At 49.7% G+C, this 17444-nt stretch carries 14 protein-coding genes; 6 read left to right on the forward strand and 8 right to left on the reverse strand.

The window, feature by feature from the left end; genetic code table 11:
* Positions 1 to 99: 99 nt before the first annotated feature.
* Both ACR9YC_RS11070 and ACR9YC_RS11075 read left to right on the forward strand, forming a co-directional pair.
* Positions 100 to 1014 carry a LysR substrate-binding domain-containing protein gene (locus ACR9YC_RS11070; protein WP_438727616.1) on the forward strand — a complete coding sequence of 305 codons (915 nt, stop codon included), beginning with the start codon at positions 100 to 102 and terminating at the stop codon, positions 1012 to 1014.
* Positions 1015 to 1254: 240 nt separating this feature from the next.
* Positions 1255 to 5817 (forward strand): autotransporter domain-containing protein, encoded by a 4563-nt coding sequence (locus ACR9YC_RS11075; RefSeq protein WP_438727619.1) that lies wholly within the window; start codon positions 1255 to 1257, stop codon positions 5815 to 5817.
* A 185-nt stretch (positions 5818 to 6002) separates the two neighbouring features.
* On the opposite strand, the gene yghU is transcribed toward ACR9YC_RS11075, so the two are convergent.
* Positions 6003 to 6890, reverse strand: a complete 888-nt coding sequence (yghU, locus tag ACR9YC_RS11080) for a glutathione-dependent disulfide-bond oxidoreductase (protein ID WP_438727622.1) — start codon at positions 6888 to 6890, stop codon at positions 6003 to 6005.
* A 120-nt stretch (positions 6891 to 7010) separates the two neighbouring features.
* Positions 7011 to 7496, reverse strand: a complete 486-nt coding sequence (soxR, locus tag ACR9YC_RS11085; protein WP_438727625.1) for a redox-sensitive transcriptional activator SoxR — start codon at positions 7494 to 7496, stop codon at positions 7011 to 7013.
* A 140-nt stretch (positions 7497 to 7636) separates the two neighbouring features.
* Here soxR and ACR9YC_RS11090 point away from each other — a divergent pair, with 140 nt between their 5' ends.
* On the forward strand, positions 7637 to 8023 hold the full coding sequence (locus ACR9YC_RS11090; protein WP_438727628.1) for a VOC family protein: 387 nt from the start codon (positions 7637 to 7639) through the stop codon (positions 8021 to 8023).
* Positions 8024 to 8063: 40 nt separating this feature from the next.
* Here the strand turns inward: ACR9YC_RS11090 and ACR9YC_RS11095 are convergent, their stop codons facing one another.
* The gene (locus ACR9YC_RS11095; RefSeq protein ID WP_438727631.1) at positions 8064 to 8402 is read right to left on the reverse strand and encodes a hypothetical protein; all 339 of its coding nucleotides are present in this window, start codon (positions 8400 to 8402) and stop codon (positions 8064 to 8066) included.
* 29 nt (positions 8403 to 8431) lie between these two features.
* Positions 8432 to 9361, reverse strand: coding sequence for a 4-hydroxybenzoate octaprenyltransferase (gene ubiA / locus ACR9YC_RS11100; protein WP_438731778.1), 930 nt, complete (start codon positions 9359 to 9361; stop codon positions 8432 to 8434).
* A 102-nt stretch (positions 9362 to 9463) separates the two neighbouring features.
* On the opposite strand from ubiA, the gene ACR9YC_RS11105 reads away from it, so the two are divergent.
* The 3 genes from ACR9YC_RS11105 (at position 9464) to ACR9YC_RS11115 (ending at position 13862) form a co-directional block, all read left to right on the forward strand.
* Positions 9464 to 10228, forward strand: a complete 765-nt coding sequence (locus tag ACR9YC_RS11105) for a 16S rRNA (uracil(1498)-N(3))-methyltransferase (RefSeq protein ID WP_438727634.1) — start codon at positions 9464 to 9466, stop codon at positions 10226 to 10228.
* Between the two features lie 186 nt (positions 10229 to 10414).
* Entirely contained in the window at positions 10415 to 12376 is a 1962-nt protein-coding gene (locus tag ACR9YC_RS11110; RefSeq protein WP_438727637.1) for a proprotein convertase P-domain-containing protein, read from the forward strand.
* Positions 12377 to 12473: 97 nt separating this feature from the next.
* A complete protein-coding gene (locus ACR9YC_RS11115) occupies positions 12474 to 13862 on the forward strand; it encodes a glutamate--cysteine ligase (RefSeq protein WP_438727639.1) in 1389 nt (462 codons plus the stop codon).
* A 311-nt stretch (positions 13863 to 14173) separates the two neighbouring features.
* Here the strand turns inward: ACR9YC_RS11115 and ACR9YC_RS11120 are convergent, their stop codons facing one another.
* The 4 genes from ACR9YC_RS11120 to ACR9YC_RS11135 form a co-directional block, all read right to left on the reverse strand.
* Positions 14174 to 15568: a methyltransferase family protein gene (locus ACR9YC_RS11120; RefSeq protein WP_438727642.1), complete on the reverse strand. Its 1395-nt coding sequence runs from the start codon at positions 15566 to 15568 to the stop codon at positions 14174 to 14176.
* 145 nt (positions 15569 to 15713) lie between these two features.
* Positions 15714 to 16181: a hypothetical protein gene (locus tag ACR9YC_RS11125; RefSeq protein ID WP_438727644.1), complete on the reverse strand. Its 468-nt coding sequence runs from the start codon at positions 16179 to 16181 to the stop codon at positions 15714 to 15716.
* A gap of 155 nt (positions 16182 to 16336) precedes the next feature.
* Positions 16337 to 16630, reverse strand: a complete 294-nt coding sequence (locus ACR9YC_RS11130; protein ID WP_438727647.1) for a DUF3297 family protein — start codon at positions 16628 to 16630, stop codon at positions 16337 to 16339.
* A 135-nt stretch (positions 16631 to 16765) separates the two neighbouring features.
* Positions 16766 to 17419, reverse strand: a complete 654-nt coding sequence (locus ACR9YC_RS11135) for a DUF805 domain-containing protein (RefSeq protein WP_438731780.1) — start codon at positions 17417 to 17419, stop codon at positions 16766 to 16768.
* Positions 17420 to 17444 lie beyond the last annotated feature (25 nt).

Below are 17444 nucleotides of genomic sequence, written 5' to 3' on the forward strand. Positions count from 1 at the left end.
GATAAAAAGCAGATGTATGATCCAGTAAACAAAATATGTTGTAACCTTGTAACAAAGTCCGAAGAATACCCGAATGATACTCAGTAAGAGGTGTCAGGAATGAATTTACGGGATTTGGAATATATTGTCGCAATTGAGCGATATGGGAATTTCGGAAAGGCCGCACAGGCATGTCATGTCTCGCAGCCCGCTTTATCCTCGCAGGTCAAAAAGCTGGAAGAACGCTTAGGCGTTGAGCTGTTTATTCGCGGCAACCAAATGGTGAGCCCGACAGAAGCCGGATGCAGAATTATTAGCACAGCGCGCGAAATGCAGCGTTCCGCACGCCAGATCAACGATATGGCTGCTGAGTATCGCGACCCTCTTTCCGTGCCTTTGAAGATCGGGATTTTCCCAACATTGGCGCCCTTTGTTGTTCCCTATGTCACCAAGTCGGTAAAAGATGTGTCAGCCAAAATGAAGCTGATATATCGCGAAAAACCTACTGCTAATTTGATCATGGAAATGCGCGACCGCACGATTGATATCGCCATGGTGAGCGGGCCGATTGATGCACCAGGATGTGACTTTACACCGGTTTTTAAAGAAAAATTATATCTTATCGTCGCGGATAATCACAGGCTTAGTAATCAGAATGTTGTCAAAGCTGATGAAATCCCGCGAGATGAATTGCTTTTGCTCGATAACGATCATTGTCTTCGCAATGAAGCAATCTCATTATGTCAAGAGAAGCAGATAGGACTAGACCTACCAGAGGATATGTCAGCGACGAGTTTGTTGACAGCTTCACAATATATTGCGGACGGCTATGGCTGTACCCTTGTTCCCGAACTTGGCATGCCTTTCATCGGCCGTGCGAATCCGCGGATACGGTTCATCGCTATTGATGATGAGCGCTTTGTGAGAAAGATCGGATTCCTGTCCCGTAAGGGCTGTGCACGCAAACATATTCTTGATGCCTTATGCAACCAGATGCGTAATCAACCGCCAGAAAATGTGACAGTGCTGCACTAAAACGACGCACAAAGTAACCGCGAATATTCTTACAACCCGGCTCTTTAATAAAGGGCCGGATTTCTGCTGCCTTCAAAATAAAATTCAATATTTTCAAGATATTAGATTATAAGCAAAACTTATAATCACTATCAGGAACATGTATTATACGACTCGGTATTTCCTATTTATTGGCATTATCGAAGCCTGATCTCCCCCGACCAGGCTTCATTTCCCACTAGGATTTCCGAAAGGTAAAACATGACTATTTCTACTACTGGCAATACTAAAGTGCTGGGTAGCAAATTCTTGCTGACCTCATCCGCACTTGCTTTGGTCGTATCGGCCAACGCCCATGCGCAGACAATTACCAGCGCTGCTGATGGCGAAACCATCAACAACCCAATTGGTAGTGTCGTAATCGTCGCAGGTGCTCCCGCAGTCGATATTGAAAATAACGATGTCACACTCAATAATGATGGCACGCTGACAACGACTGGCGTTACCCAGACCGTTGAGGTCTCTGATGGCACAACCGGCGCTGTTATCAACAATGGCGTTACTGGCATTATCACAGCAGATTCACGCGGCGTTCAAATCGATGGTGACGACGCCACTTTGAACAATGAAGGCTCAATCCTAGGAACGGGCGTTCAGCGTAACGGCACGGTTTATACCAATGTAACGGCTTACAACTTCGCGCTCAACAATGACGGTATCATTGATGCTGTTGTTGGCGGCGCTGGATTCTCTGCTGAACTGGCCGAAGAAGGCACAACCATCAACATCACTAATAGCGGATTGATTGCAGGACGCGGCGACGCCGGAGCCGGGGCAGCTACTGCTGGTGATGGCATTCGTTTTGAACGTACCCGCAATGCAGGTGCACTTGATGCCACAACATCAGGCTTGCTGACCGGCAACATCACCAATTCAGGCACTATTTCATCAGACGGCGCTAATGGCACCGTTGCGGGCATCCGCTTTGTCAACGGCGTATCTTTTGCCGGCACTATCGACAATCTTGCTGGTGGCACCATCTCTGGTGTTCAGAACGGTCTGTACTTCGGCAATGCAACCCCTGCTGGCGGCGGTGACTTTACCGGCGCTGTTGTTAACAACGCTGGCACCATCTCATCAGGCAGCCGTGCGCTGAACATTGATGGCACAGGATTGACAATAAACAACCTTGCTGGCGGTCAAATCATCGGCACGGGCAATCAGCGCAATGGTACGGTCTATGCAGACAGCACCGCGCAAGACTTCACATTGAACAATGATGGCGTCATCGATGCCGGTGCAGGCAATGAAGGCGCTGGCTTCTCCGCTGAATTAACAGCAGAAGGCAATGACTTCACCATCGTGAACTCTGGCACAATCCAAGGCCGTGGTAATGCCTCAGCCGGCGCAGCAACAGCGGGCGATGGTCTGCGCTTTGAGCGTACACGCGCTGCTGATGGAACACTTATGAGTCCATCTATCGGTCTGTTCACAGGAAGCGTTACCAATGCAGAAGGTGGATTGATCGCATCAGAAGGTGCCAATGGAACTGTGGCCGGTGTACGTTTTGTCAATGGCGTATCTTTCCAAGGAACATTTGACAATGCTGGCACCATTACCGGCGTGCAAAACGGTGTTTATTTTGGCAATCCAACCCCAGCAGGCGGCGGGGACCATATAGGCGGTGTGTTCAACAACCTAGCAACAGGTGTAATCTCATCAGACAGCCGTGCTTTCAACATCGATGGTACCGGCTTGGTAATCAACAATGCCGGAACGATCATCGGCACGGGCGATCAACGCAATGGTACGGTCTATGCAGACAGTACAGCGCAAGACTTCACATTGAACAATGACGGCGTCATCGATGCTGGTGAAGGCAATCAAGGTGCAGGCTTCTCTGCTGAACTCTCAGAAGCAGGCAATAACTTTGACATCGTGAATACCGGCACCATCCAAGGCCGCGGAACAGCTGGTGCAGGTTCACCGCTTGCTGGTGACGGTATCCGCTTCGAGCGTGAGCGTGTTAATGGTCTTCTTGACGGCACGACCTCTGGTTTGTTCACAGGAACAATCACCAACTCTGGCTTGATCGATTCAGAAGGTGATAGCGGCACGACAGCGGGTATCCGTTTCGTCAATGGCGTTAGCTTCTCTGGCACGCTGGACAACCTTGCTGGTGGCACCATCTCTGGTGTTCAGAACGGTCTGTACTTCGGCAATGCAACCCCTGCTGGCGGCGGTGACTTTACCGGCGCTGTTGTTAACAACGCTGGCACAATCTCATCAGGCAGCCGTGCGCTCAACATTGATGGCACGGGATTGACTGTTAACAACCTGGCGGGCGGTCAAATCCTAGGTACAGGTCAGCAACGCAACGGTACAGTTTACGCAGACGCCACTGCGCAAGACTTTACCTTGAACAACGCTGGAACCATTGATGCCGTATTTGATGGCGCGGCCTTCTCGGTCGAGCTTTCTGAAGCTGGCAACAATTTTGACATCATCAACTCTGGCACAATTCAGGGTCGCGGTGTTCAAGGTGCTGGTTCGACAGCAGCCGGTGATGGCCTGCGCTTTGAGCGTACGCGTGTTGGCGGTGTTCTGGAAGGTTCAACAACCGGCCTGTTTACTGGAACAATCACCAACTCAGGCTTGATCGATTCAGAGGCTGATAACGGCACGACAGCGGGTATCCGTTTCGTCAATGGCGTTAGCTTCTCTGGCACGATTGACAACCTTGCTGGTGGCACCATCTCTGGCGTTAACAATGGCCTGTACTTTGGTAACGCAACCCCTGCGGGCGGCGGTATCTTCACCGGCGCAGTTGTTAACAATGCTGGCACAATCTCATCAGGCAGCCGCGCGCTCAACATCGATGGCACTGGATTGACCGTAAACAATAGCGGCTCCATCCTCGGCACAGGTGCACAGCGTAACGGTACTGTCTATGCAGACGGCACAGCCAACAACTTCACCTTGAACAACACAGGAACCATCGACGCCGTCGTCCAGGGTTCTGGTGTCTCTGTTCAGGTTGGAACTGCAGATGGAGACGTCCGCAGCTTCACTTTGGTGAATGACGGAACCATTGCAGGCCGCGGCGAAGCTCTGGCCTCCGGTGCATCTGCTGGTTTGCGTCTGTTCAACGGCGCGGGTGCAGGCACAACTGTCACGGTCACTGATGATATCATCAACAACGGTACCATATCTTCTGAAACTGGTGCGGCTGTATTGATTGAGAATGTTACCTTTACTGGCACGTTCTTCAACAATGGCACTTTGACCGGTCCATCAGCAGTTGACGCATCAACCGCATTGTCAGCTTTGAACTTTGTTCAAAATGGCGGTGCTTTGAATGGCAGCTTTGTTGGTTCGGCTTTTGACGATACGCTGACATTTGCTGACGGCACAACCGAATTTGGTGGCGATGTTTTGGGCAATGTTGCGGTAACTGTCGCAGCACCTGCGACGTTGAACGTCAATGGCGACCGCACAATCGAAGGTAATCTAACGGTTTACGGAGCTCTAAATTTTGATCTGTCTGCTGATACTCTGCTCGTAGATGGCGATACTGTGTTGAACGCTGGCAGCGTTGTGAACATCGCAACCGACAGCATTGGACAAGGCGATATTGGTGCATCATTCACCGTGTTGGATGAAACCGGAGCCTTTACTGACAATGGCGTCACGGTTAATCTGGCCGAAAATGATTTCCTGATCGATTATCAGGTGGACATTGGTTCAATCACAGTAACAACATCTGCTAATGACTTGAGCGCGGTTTCCACCGATGCGAATGTCAGCGGCTTTGGTGGTGGTTTGAACAATGCAATTGCCGCAAACCAATTGCCTACAGATGTGTTCAACGCATTGAATGATGTTACTGACGCAGCCGGTTTTGAGACAACCGCTCTTAGTCTGTTGCCAGCCATTAATGAAGGCGTGACCCGTGAAATCTATGAGACACAAAATGCGTCTGATGCTTTCATTGCTGATCGTCTTATTAGCGAGAAAACAACCGGCCTATGGGGACAAGCACTTGTCCGTACTGCTGATCGTGATGCTGAATCTACCAGCGTAAGCGGTTACAATGCGGATGCGTTTGGCCTCAGCATCGGTGTTGACTTTGCAGCCAGCGATACTGTTCGCGTTGGTCTGGCATATAGCTATGCTGAGATTGATGTAGACAGCGATAATGGCAGTGGCTCACAGAGCGACATCAACTCTTCGCAAATATCGGCTTATCTGGGCTATAATAGCGAGAAAGTGTTCGTAAACGGTCTGGTTGGTTATTCGTTCAGCGATGCCGATACAACGCGTACAAGTGCTGTAGGACCAGTAACAGGTGCATTTGATCTCGATGGTATCCGCGCACAAGTAAATGCCGGATATGAGCTTGGCAGTGAAACGTTGAGCGTGACACCTTTTGTTGGCTTCAACTATGCCAGCCTCTCTTCAGACAGCTACACTGAAAATGGTGCGCTGAACCTGAATGTGGATGCAGGCGATGTTGACTTCTTCGAAGGTCGTATCGGTGCTCGCCTTGCTGCAAAAGGTGACAATGGCTTCGCATTGCGCGGTAATGTTGCTTACGCTTATGACTTTGTAGGCGATGCTCGCACATTTGATCTGGCCTTTGCCGGATCAGGTACACCATTCCAAGTAAGCACCACCGACGGAGCGCAATCGCGTTTTGAATTCGGTACAGGTGTTCGCTTTGGCAATGTTGATGGCCTGAGCGTTGCTCTCGACTATCAGGGCGAATTGGCTTCAAGCTATAGCAGCCACTCCGGTGTTCTGCGTTTGCGTTATGCTTTCTGAGTAATCGGAAAGCATTAGTGGGGCCGGCCGGTATCGCAAGGTGCCGGCCGGTTTTCCATTTCTGACCCATTGGCGGCCCCACATATTGCATGGCCGTAAATGACAAAAGAAAAGCCGCTGCGGGATATACCGGCAGCGGCTTTTTCTTCCAGCGGCTTTACAACCTTAGAATATACGTGAAATACCTAAACGGCTTCAGGGCTTTCCCCGCCAATCTTGTCTTGTGTCCGCAATTCAAAATCACTGGCATCGTGACGTTCAAGCAATTGGGATGAAGGTTCACCAAAGGGGCGATTGACCATTCTACCACGCTGCGAAGCAGGACGCTCATAAATTTCTGCACTCCAACGCTGGACATGCTCATAGCTGTCCACCTGCAAAAACTCACCTGCACTATAGAGCAAGCCCTTTGCCAGCGCGCCATACCATGGGAATACCGCCATATCGGCAATGGTGTAGTCATCACCGCCAAGGAAGCGGTTATCTGCCAGACGCTTGTCCAACACATCCATCTGGCGTTTTACTTCCATCGCAAAACGGTTGATAGGATATTCCTGCTTGGTCGGTGCATAGGCATAAAAATGGCCAAAGCCGCCTCCCAAATAGGGTGCGCTACCCATTTGCCAGAATACCCAGTTCATAACTTCCGTGCGTGCCGCAGTCTCAGTTGGCAAAAACTCACCGAATTTCTCTGCAAGATAGAATAATATCGATGCGGATTCAAAAATACGGATGGGCGTATCGCCGCTATGATCCATCATGGCAGGGATTTTGCTATTAGGATTTGCCCCCACAAAACCAGAGGTAAATTGATCACCTTCCTGAATGTTGACTAGCCAGGCATCATATTCCGCGCCTTCATGGCCTTTCTCCAACAGTTCTTCCAGCATCATGGTGACTTTCACACCATTAGGGGTCGCCAATGAATAGAGTTGCAGCGGATGCTTGCCCACAGGCAGGTCTTTCTCCTTCGTCGCACCGGATATAGGCCGGTTAATATTGGCAAAGCGGCCGCCGCTTGCCTCATCCCATGTCCAAACCTTTGGCGGTGTATATTCTTCAGTGTCGGCCATGCGCATTTCCTTTACAGTTAAAATAGTGCTGCCGGACTATATGGCAGTTTAGCTAAGCTGAACATATGCCCGATTGTCAAAATGACCAGCGAAGAAAATCTTAGGGCGCACCAAGCATGTTTATATAAGCCTTCTATCAGCATCAGAATTTGGCGATTTTAGGATGTGTTGCGGGCCCGGCCCCTTTTTCCCTGCACGGTCTTGCGGATTATACAATGCGCAGGCCTTTAGCGACAAACAGCCGCAACCTATGCAGCCGCTAAGCCGTTCGCGCGTACGCTCCAGCGTGGCAATATGCTCATCAATTAACCCTTGTACAGCGGTTGCGATGCGTGACCAGTCTTCTTTGCTCGGTGCTTCATCCTTAGGCAAATCCGCCAATGCCTGCCCTATATCGGCGATGCTGAGGCCCATTTGCTGCGCGATCAACAGGAAGGATAAGCGGCGTATATCTGACCTTAAAAAGCGCCGCTGCCCGCCAGCGCTGCGTATCGGGTGGACCAGCCCCTTATCTTCATAAAAACGTATTGCAGACACGGAAAGACCAGTGCGCCGCGCAATATCACCAATTGTCAACGAGCCACGATGCTGCGGAGTTTTCGTCATTTTTTAGCTTTCCTGCAAAATGCTTGACCTCAACTTAGGTTTAGGTTGCACAAAGAGCAAGTCAGCCGATTCTGTTGGTCAAAAAGACATGCAAAAGGCTGCCGCAAAACGAAGATGAAACACATTAAGGAGAATAACGTATGACAGAGAATGGAAACGCAAGGATTGAACATATCAATATGACGGTGCGCGATAATCAGAAGACAGCCGCATTGTTGATAGATCTTTTCGGCTGGCATATTCGGTGGCAGGGACCAGCAATGCTGGGCGGGCATAGCATCCATGTCGGTAACGAAAACAGCTATGTTGCGCTATATACGGGCAATGATAGCAAGCCGACCACAGCATTTGCCAAGGGCCAGCCACTCAACCATCTCGGCATTGAGGTTGGAGACCTTGATGCCATTGAAGCCAAGGTCATCGCCGCCGGTTTAGAACCCCATTCACATGGGGACTATGAACCCGGACGGAGATTCTATTTCTTCGATAATGATGGCATCGAATTTGAAGTGATCAGCTATCAATGACATATGCAGATCAAACGATCATCGCATTGTGACATAAGAATCAGGAATGTATCGCTGGCCGTCCCTCTTGCAACATTGTGCAAATGACGCCGTAAAACCCGTCTTCAAGGTTATAACGGCTCAGAAAAGCCAGAGCTTCGGCATCAATAACGGGCTCAGGATCGTGCAAAGTAATGGTCAGAACAAAAGAGCCATCGGCCTGTTCAACCGGATCAGATAGCTGTAAAATGCCCTTTGATCCGGTCTTTGCTCCGCCCCATGTCCTATCCGTATGGCTATTGCCCCAAATAGTCGCTGTATCGCCTTCAAAACGCGCATTTTTCCAGTCCATTGCACGTCCACTCTGTGTCGCAGGCAAAATATATTCAAATGACGCCATGATCTTCTCCCTCTATCTCAATGATAACCTTAACCAGCCATGCCCAATGTCGCACAGGCCAAAAACATAAACAGCCCGGCATTCCGGTTGCTACGAAATTTGATGAGCGGATCATTGGGGTCATCGACCCGCAATGTCCCAATCTGCCAGAAAATATGCAAACCCACTGGCACTAAAGCAAGCAGCGCAATCGGGTCAGGCCGCTTGGTCCATATCGCCATGGCCCAACAGCCAATTGTCAGCATGTAAAAAGCCAATACGCCAAAACGCACATTATCACCCAGAGCGCGCGCTGATGAGCGAATACCGGCCAATGCATCGTCCTCAACATCTTGAAGTGCATAGATTGTATCAAACCCGATGACCCAGAAAATGCAACCGGCATAGAGCCAGATAATCTCTGCTTCCGGCCAACCACCCGCAACACTGGCCCCGCCGACCAACGCGCCCCAGCTAAACACCATACCCAGCCAAGCCTGTGGCCACCAGCTGATGCGCTTCATAAACGGATAGGCCGCAACCAGGATCAGGCTAGCCATGCCGATAATTTGCGCCTCATAGGGCAATTGCAACAACACCAGCAAACCTGTCAGGCACAATATGACAAGCCATATCCACGCCGCACTCAGCGAGACTTGGCCACTGGGCAATGGCCGTGAAGCGGTGCGGGCGACCTGCGCGTCCAGTTCACGGTCGACAATATCATTATACACACAGCCTGCACCGCGCATGGCTATGCTGCCGAGCAGGAACCACAGAAGAAGCGGCCATTTCTCGCGTATATCCCCTGCAAGGCCCGTTGCGAATGCGCATGGCCAGAACAGCAACCACCAACCAATAGGCCGGTCGAATCGCGCCAATAATGCAAAGCCGCGCAATGGTGTTGGAACAAGGCCAATAAGCCCGCGATATTCACTATCAGGCGTTATGTGATCAGTATTTTTGCTGTCTGAATGCATCACAATCCAATAACCATAAGCCTGGTCTTTGTCGAAGAGTGTTTATCAATCATGCAAAACATGCTTCACCGCATAAATATCAAAGATTGATCAGGAAACCCCATGCCCGCAAAACCTGCCTGGCCACCGAAATCACTATCACGGCTTTTTGTCGAAGAACCACTCCGCATTGATAGCGATATCCTCATTACTGGGCCGCAAGCGCATTATCTGCGCAATGTCATGCGCATGGCGGAGGCCGAAAGCATAATGCTGTGCGACGATCTAACCGGTGAATATCGCGCCACCATCACCTCCATCGGTAAGCGCCAGCTTATTGCTCGTGTTGAGCAGAAATATCGCAATCGTGAGGTCGTGCCAGATCTTTGGCTCTGCGCGGCACCGATTAAGAAAGACCGATGGTATTGGCTGGTCGAAAAGGCCTGTGAACTGGGTGTGAAGCGCATTCAGCCTGTACGCACAGAGCGAACCATTATCGATCGCATAAAACCGGAGAAATTACGCGCCCATGTTATTGAAGCGGCGGAGCAGTGCGAAAGAACGGCCCTACCAGAACTTTCCGAAATGGCATCCTTACAGCAAACACTCGATAATTGGCCCGATGACCGGCATTTGTTTTTTGCTGATGAAAGGCTCCATGAAGGCGAGCATCAATCAGGCTTTGCTGAACAATTACACAATCACCCCGGACCTGCGGGATTGTTAATCGGGCCGGAGGGCGGCTTTAGCGATACCGAAAATGCCGCAATCAATGCCCATCCACGCGCCATAGCCATATCATTGGGTCCACGCATTTTGCGCGCTGAAACCGCTGCGCTAACTGCAACTGCTATATGGATGGCGCATCACGGTGATTGGGTGGAATAGTGCAACAATCTATCTTTCGCTAACCCTTTGCCTTTACCTTATTTTACAGCGAAGCAAGGTTAATGGCTGTCAACATTCACACTAATTAAAACAATTTTGCGTAGAGGCATCATCGGGAAATGATGGACTAATATGTACGTGACTTTGGTATCTCTGATGCAACAACTTACAAGAACCTGCCTGTTAATGGCTGGTTTTTTGGCGTTTTTTGCTGCGCCGGCCTATGCGCAATCAGCCGTGCAATATACCAATAGCACCGACAGTGCAGTAGGCGGAATTACCAACGTCAATGCATGTAGTGTCGCCGCGGCATTGCAACGCGACTTTATTGTGACCGATGATTTTGTGGTCGCAGATGTTAACCTTGGTGCTTTGTTAAGCCATGGCGACCGTGACGACGTTGCATTGTTCTTGCGTTCACCAGCAGGAAATATTGTTACCATCAAAGTTTTGACGGGCGGTGCAGCGGACAATTATAATGTCCTGCTGGATGATCAGGCTGCGGCACCTATTGCTGGCCACACGGCCAATGATACCGCCACTGCTGGCACAATAGTGCCGCCCTATCAAAGAACCTTTACACCTGCGAACAGCCTGAATGCGGGTTTTGCTGGCCAAAGTTCTCTGGGCACATGGACATTATTCATATGTGACTTTGACAATAATGGCGTTGCTGGCGGCGATGGCTCTACCGGCACGTTTTTTCAGGCAGATCTTTTCCTGACCCCTCAGCCGATTACAACGGGCGCTGATCTGTCACTTTCCAAAACGGTCAGTAATAACAACCCTCTGGCAGGCAGCAATGTTACCTATACACTGACTGTTGCCAATAACGCTGCTTCACCAGAGACAGCCAATGGCATTCAAGTACGCGATATTCTACCTGCTGGCGCAGTTTTTCTTAGTGCATCTGGCACGGGCACTTACAATGATGCAACCGGCATATGGGACGTAGGCTCAGTCGCGCCTGGCGGGTCAAGCAGCATAGACATTGTCGTAACGGTCAATGCACCCGCCTCCGCCACTGTTACCAACAATGCAGAGATTATTGCTGCGTCTACTACTGACCTAGATTCGACAGTCAATAATGGTTCATTTGACGAAGATGATGATGATTCGGTAGCATTCACTGTGCAAGGCACCCGCACCGCAGGTGTAACACCGACATTGGTTTGTCCTGCAGGATCATCTCTATTCGATTGGGATACGCGCACTTGGGTGGCTGGTAGTTTAGACAATACATTTGCCGTGGCTGGCCTGGGTGATATTCGCTTTCAATTGACCAATGATGGCACATTTTTGAACAACGCCGCACTTGGCGGTCAATCACCCAATTTACAAACGGTTATCAATGGTGGCCAAACAGGGCAGAACCAGATGATCCAATTGAGTGATATGAATAATATCAATGATGTCGCGACGACAACAATCACATTGCCCAGTGCCGTTGAAGGCGCGCAATTTAGCCTGGCAGATGTCGATCATGGTGCTGGTCAATTTGCCGACCGGGTTCGAGTCACGGGCTTTTTTAACGGCAACCCAGTCAATCCGGTCCTGACAAATGGCACCGCCAATTTTGTTATCGGCAATGAGGCTTTTGGTGATATCCCCTCTGACAGTGACCAGCCTGACGGTAATCTGGGAATCACTTTCCAAGGGCCTGTCGATGTCATCACCATTGAATATGGAAATCACAATTTCAACATTCCTGCCAATCCAGGGCAACAGGCAATTACCATTCAAGACTTCACGCTTTGCAATCCCGTGACCCAATTGGCCGTCACCAAGATTTCGCAAATCATTTCTGACCCTGTAAACGGAACAAATGACCCCAAAGCCATCCCCGGCGCGACCATTCGGTATTGTATCGTTGTCAGCAATACAGGTAGCGGCACCGCCACAGATATTGTTGCTGGCGACGTATTGTTGTCGAATATCAGCTATGTCGCAGATTCACTGCAATCAGGCAGCAATTGTTCAGGCACCCTGACTGATGAAGATGATGACGCTAACGATGCAGCAGAGACCGATCCGTTCAGCATATCCTATGATCCTGCGGCTTCCCCTCGCGGTACAATCACTGGATTGGCGGACACATTAGGTCCTATCGAGTCGTTCGCGATTATCTTTCAAGCAACCGTCGACTAATCCAGCAATATCTTGATATCACGCTTGTTCTGATCAAATGTGGCAAATATTAAAAATAACTCTGGTTTAACAAAGACACAGAACGTAAATGCGATGGATGAGTACGCGAACCCCCGACACATCCGCCAGCCCGACAATTGATAATGTCGCCCAATTAATCCAGCCCATGCAAAGCGGCGAAAAACCCCAGGCCGACTGGCGCATTGGCACTGAACATGAAAAGTTCGTCTATTGCAGTGCAGACCATCATGCGCCCAGCTATGATGAAGAAGGCGGCATTCGTGACCTGCTCATGGCATTAACGGAATTTGGTTGGGAACCGGTTTATGAAACCGGCAGCGACGGCACGGAAAATGTCATCGCCATGCGCGGCGCTGACGGAACGGTTAGCTTGGAGCCTGCTGGACAGCTGGAATTATCCGGGGCACCTCTGGAGAACTTGCATCAAACATGCGCAGAAACAGGTCGGCATCTGGAGCAGGTTAAGGCCATTGGCGAGAAGACAGGCAAAGGCTTTTTGGGCCTTGGCATGTGGCCAGATAAACGCCGTGACCAACTGTCGGTCATGCCCAAAGGTCGCTATAAGATCATGATGAACCATATGCCGAAAGTCGGCAATTTGGGGCTCGACATGATGCTGCGTACATGCACCATCCAGGTCAATCTGGACTATTCAAGCGAAGCCGATATGGCGAAGAAATTCCGTGTCGGTCTGGCATTGCAGCCACTGGCAACAGCGCTTTTTGCCAATTCGCCATTTACTGAGGGAAAGCCCAATGGCTATCTCTCCTATCGCAGTCATATCTGGTCAGATACCGATCCGCAGCGTACAGGAATGCTGCCCTTCGTATTTGATGATGGCTTTGGCTATGAGCGCTATGTTGAATATATGCTCGATGTGCCGATGTATTTTGTCTACCGAAACGGCCAATATATTGATGCAGCGGGACAGAGCTTTCGCGATTTTCTGGATGGCAAATTGCCAGCGCTGCCCGGTGAAAAACCCAGCATGGATGACTGGAACGACCATCTTTCCACTGCCTTTCCTGAAGTGCGCTTAAAATCATTCCTTGAAATGCGCGGCGCCGATGGTGGACCGTGGAACCGCATTTGTGCCCTGCCGGCATTCTGGGTCGGTTTGCTCTATGATCAGACTGCGTTGGATGCGGCCTGGGATCTGGTGAAAGATTGGAGCATTGAGGAGCGACAGGTTTTGCGCGACACCGTTCCAGCAAAAGGTCTGGCCGCTCCGATTGGCAATAACCACAGCCTGCGCGATATTGCGGAAGATGTGTTGGGCATAGCTTCGGCTGGACTGACCGCACGCAACCGCCTTAACAGCAGCGGCGATAATGAAACCGGTTTCCTTGAACCACTTTATGATATGGTAAGGCGGGGCAAAACGTCAGCAGAAGAGCTATTGGCACTATATGAAGGTGAATGGGGTGAAAATACCGCCCCTGTTTATGACAATTTCAGCTTCTGATGACACCATGGTGAATGCCACTAGAGCGATTCGCTTCCGCTCTTTCTGTTATATAATTAGCGCTAACATATAATATACGTAATATTACAAATGCCAGACACACCGTAAATGCTAGGGATTCCCTCGGCTTGTCGATATTTGTTCACAGGCTACAGCTTTTGCTGTTGATGTCAGCACATGTTTCTGATTTAGACCTTTTAACTTATAGCCCTTTGGACAAATCTCCCTCATTCTTTTGTCCTTCGGGTTCGCAGGCAAAACCCGTCATGTTCATACATGGCGGGTTTTGTTTTGCGGGCTATTGCTGTGGCTTATTCGGCAGGCTGCGATGCTTCAGCTTGTAATGCGTCAGACGTCTTTCTGTTACGCTTGAACAGTGATAACAGCTTGTTGATCGCCAAGGGTATAGGGCCATTACGATCCATCCATGCTGCATAGGCCTGATAATCCGGGTCAGCCATCAAATGCTTTTCTTCGGTACGCGCTCGCCAATAGTAAATGGCGCTAATCACAGCCAATATGGCAGCATTGCGTACGCCTTCTGCCCATGAGCCGCTATTGGTGATAAATGGTAAGCTCGCCAGCCACCAAAATGCGTTTTTCGACAAATAGGCAGGATGCTTTGTCCAGCCATAAGGGCCATGGGTCAATATTCCGCGATGGGTGAGATTGGAAAACCGCAATCCAAAAACCATGGTCGCCCAAGCATAGATACCGGTTAGGAAAACGAGAATAGTGCCCCAAATGATTAGAACTGTCGGACTATTAGCGAACAGATTGGCCCAGCCGGGCGTATCCACTTCATAATGCAATGGGCGACCATTGCCCATCAATATAAAGGGCGGATAGCACATCAAAGCAGCCAGCCAGCCTGCCAGATAGGGATTGGCTGTCCTGATATGGGCATCAAGTGGCTTCATTGTCAGCAAATAGCCAACAGTCGCAAAATGGACATCGACCACGAACATGCCGGTAATAAGCGCAAATGCTATGGCCACAGGATTGCCTGCAAGTGTTGCCAGATCAAGCCGTACAAGCTCACCAAAGCCGCCTGGCACAATGGACACCATGAATGCGAGGAAAAAGCCTTTAACGGCCCAACTGCGGGCATGGTTGGCGACTTCAGAGCCCTCCCAATCCTTCAAGCCGCATAGCATGGCACCGAAATGCCAGGCACCATCGCGCGGTTTCACCAGATAGCGATCAAGCCAGATGACATAAGGAATAGAGCCGAAAAACAAAAATGGCGCGAAGAAGCTAAAGACTTCCATCGAGAACAGATATTGTCCGTCCCAATACCAACGGCATAATCCGTAAAGCCCTGCAATAATGCCCCATGTTGCCCATAGGCCCGCCAGTTTAATCTGGCTTGTTTCCATAATATCGGCGATTTTCTTGGGCTTTGCCCAATCAATTCCGGTTGAGGAGCGACGGTGGACCTTATCAACGATTAACGACCACGCCACCATGGCCAGCCCACAAAACACAACACACAAAAACGCAAAATAGCGGCCATCGGCCCGTTCTGGCATCACGTCGAAGCCGAAAACCTGTGGCGCAACACCCAGGCCGTTCATTACCATGCCAAAATTGCGCGAAAAGATGATCCAGATAATGAGCGCGACCAAGCCAGCAAGACCAACCCCATGGCTGACGGCACTTTTGGGCCGCGGATCACTTCTGTTTTTCCCAATTCCAAACATCATTCTATCTTTAACCACAAAAGGTAAGCAATCAATGAAAGAGGAGATAGCGCGAATACTGAGCAAACAGGTAGCCAGACACAACTATCGCTGCAAACCATATATGGCTGCGGCGATAATCATTAACTGCAATTTTCAAACGCTAGGATTAAAACCCTTTATGTTTGAAATTCCCTTTCACATTCACGCCGTGTTGAAATCTCTTGTCGTGAAAATCATCATGGTGAAAATCTCTATGGTGGAAGCCATTATTAAAGCCGCTTCGGAAACCATGATGGTGGAAATTGCCTTTAAAGCCTTTTCTGAAACCGCGATGGCGGAAGCTCTTGCCACGAAAACCGCGGTTACGGAACCCACGTGATCTAAAACCCCGTGACCTGAAGCCACGCTTAAAGCCGCGTCCCCGGAAGCTGCGGCCGCGAAAACCGCGTCCTCTAAAGCCACGGCGACCACGCAGTTCTGCTTTGTCCGAAATGGTCGTTGCACCGGTATCAACCGCGATAGAAAATACAGATGCCTGTGTTGGAGCCACAGCCATTTGCGTAGCCGCAGAGGCAGATGGTGCCAGTGCCAGAGTTGCGAGTGAGCCAGTTATTGCCAATATGATCTTGTTCATAGTATTGATCTCCTGTATTAACAGATGGTTCGCTCCATGCGACCAATTGGTTACAGAAGATCAATGTCTTTAAACGATATCATCAATCGAAAAGGAATTTAAAATTGATTTTTACGATTAAATTCAAGTCTATACCATTTTAACTTCGTGGCGACTTAATCCAGTTTTGCAACGGGTGCATCATCGCCCAAATCTTCAAACCAGGCTTCGACCGGGCCTTTTAGCGTGATTGTCAAAGGGCGGCCTTTACGGTCCAATGTCTTGCCTGCTTGGACCTTAATCCAACCTTCAGAGATGCAATATTCCTCAACGGTGGTTCTACGCTCACCTTTAAAGCGTATCCCAACGCCACGCGCCAATAGTGCTCCATCATGAAAAGGGCTACCGGGGAAAACCGATAAACGGTCAGGGGGCGTATCGCCTGTTGGTGTTTGTGCGTCTTCACTCATATCATATTTGCCTCTGCCGATTGATAGCCGAACATATCGCGCAATTTCCTAGAGCAAATTGCGCAGTTTTGGGCAAGACTATATCATCACAATCTTAGCTATTGCAGGATTATTATGTGCAAGTGGCTGACTGCTCTATGCAAAGACCATATCGTAATCCTGCTCAGATTTAGGGTCATCGCCATATTGATTACGGCCTTTTGTGCCCGGCACCCATAAAATGCCAACAAACACTAAAGATACAAGAAAACCCAAAAAAGGTATGACCATGCCGATATAAAAGGGGATGAGAAGCCAGCCGCTCATATTAACGTCATGCAGTCGCCTGACGGTCACTGCCAATTGCGGAATAAAGCTGCCCAACCACCAGATTATGAGAGCGATAAATCCTGAAGAGGCCATCATTATCGCTGTCAGGCTATCACCAACAAAAGCCTCATCGGCTCCGTCCCGATCATCAAAAACAAAACTGTCCGGCGCATTCTCATCGGAAGGTGTGTTCGAAGAGCAAAATGGTTCACAGGATCGTTTTTGCTGAACTTGCGTAAAATTTGCTTTTCCAAATGATGCATCACCATATGCTGGCTGAATGCTCTGGGGCTGCTCTAAAAAAGCCAGTTGTGCTTGGTCAGCATCATTAACCGCATACTCATCGCTTGCCATCAAGGCCGATATCACTGGTAAGCAGCACAATATGAGAACCACAATGTTCAACAATTGAAACAGCCAGTATTCACGGCGGCGGGAACGCCCGGAAAATTCGGCATAGCGATAAAATGGCAAGAACATCCAACGCACAAATATCTCCTCCACT

Origin of the sequence: Parasphingorhabdus sp. DH2-15 (genome assembly GCF_051668705.1) — a bacterium.
Lineage (GTDB): Bacteria > Pseudomonadota > Alphaproteobacteria > Sphingomonadales > Sphingomonadaceae > Alterisphingorhabdus.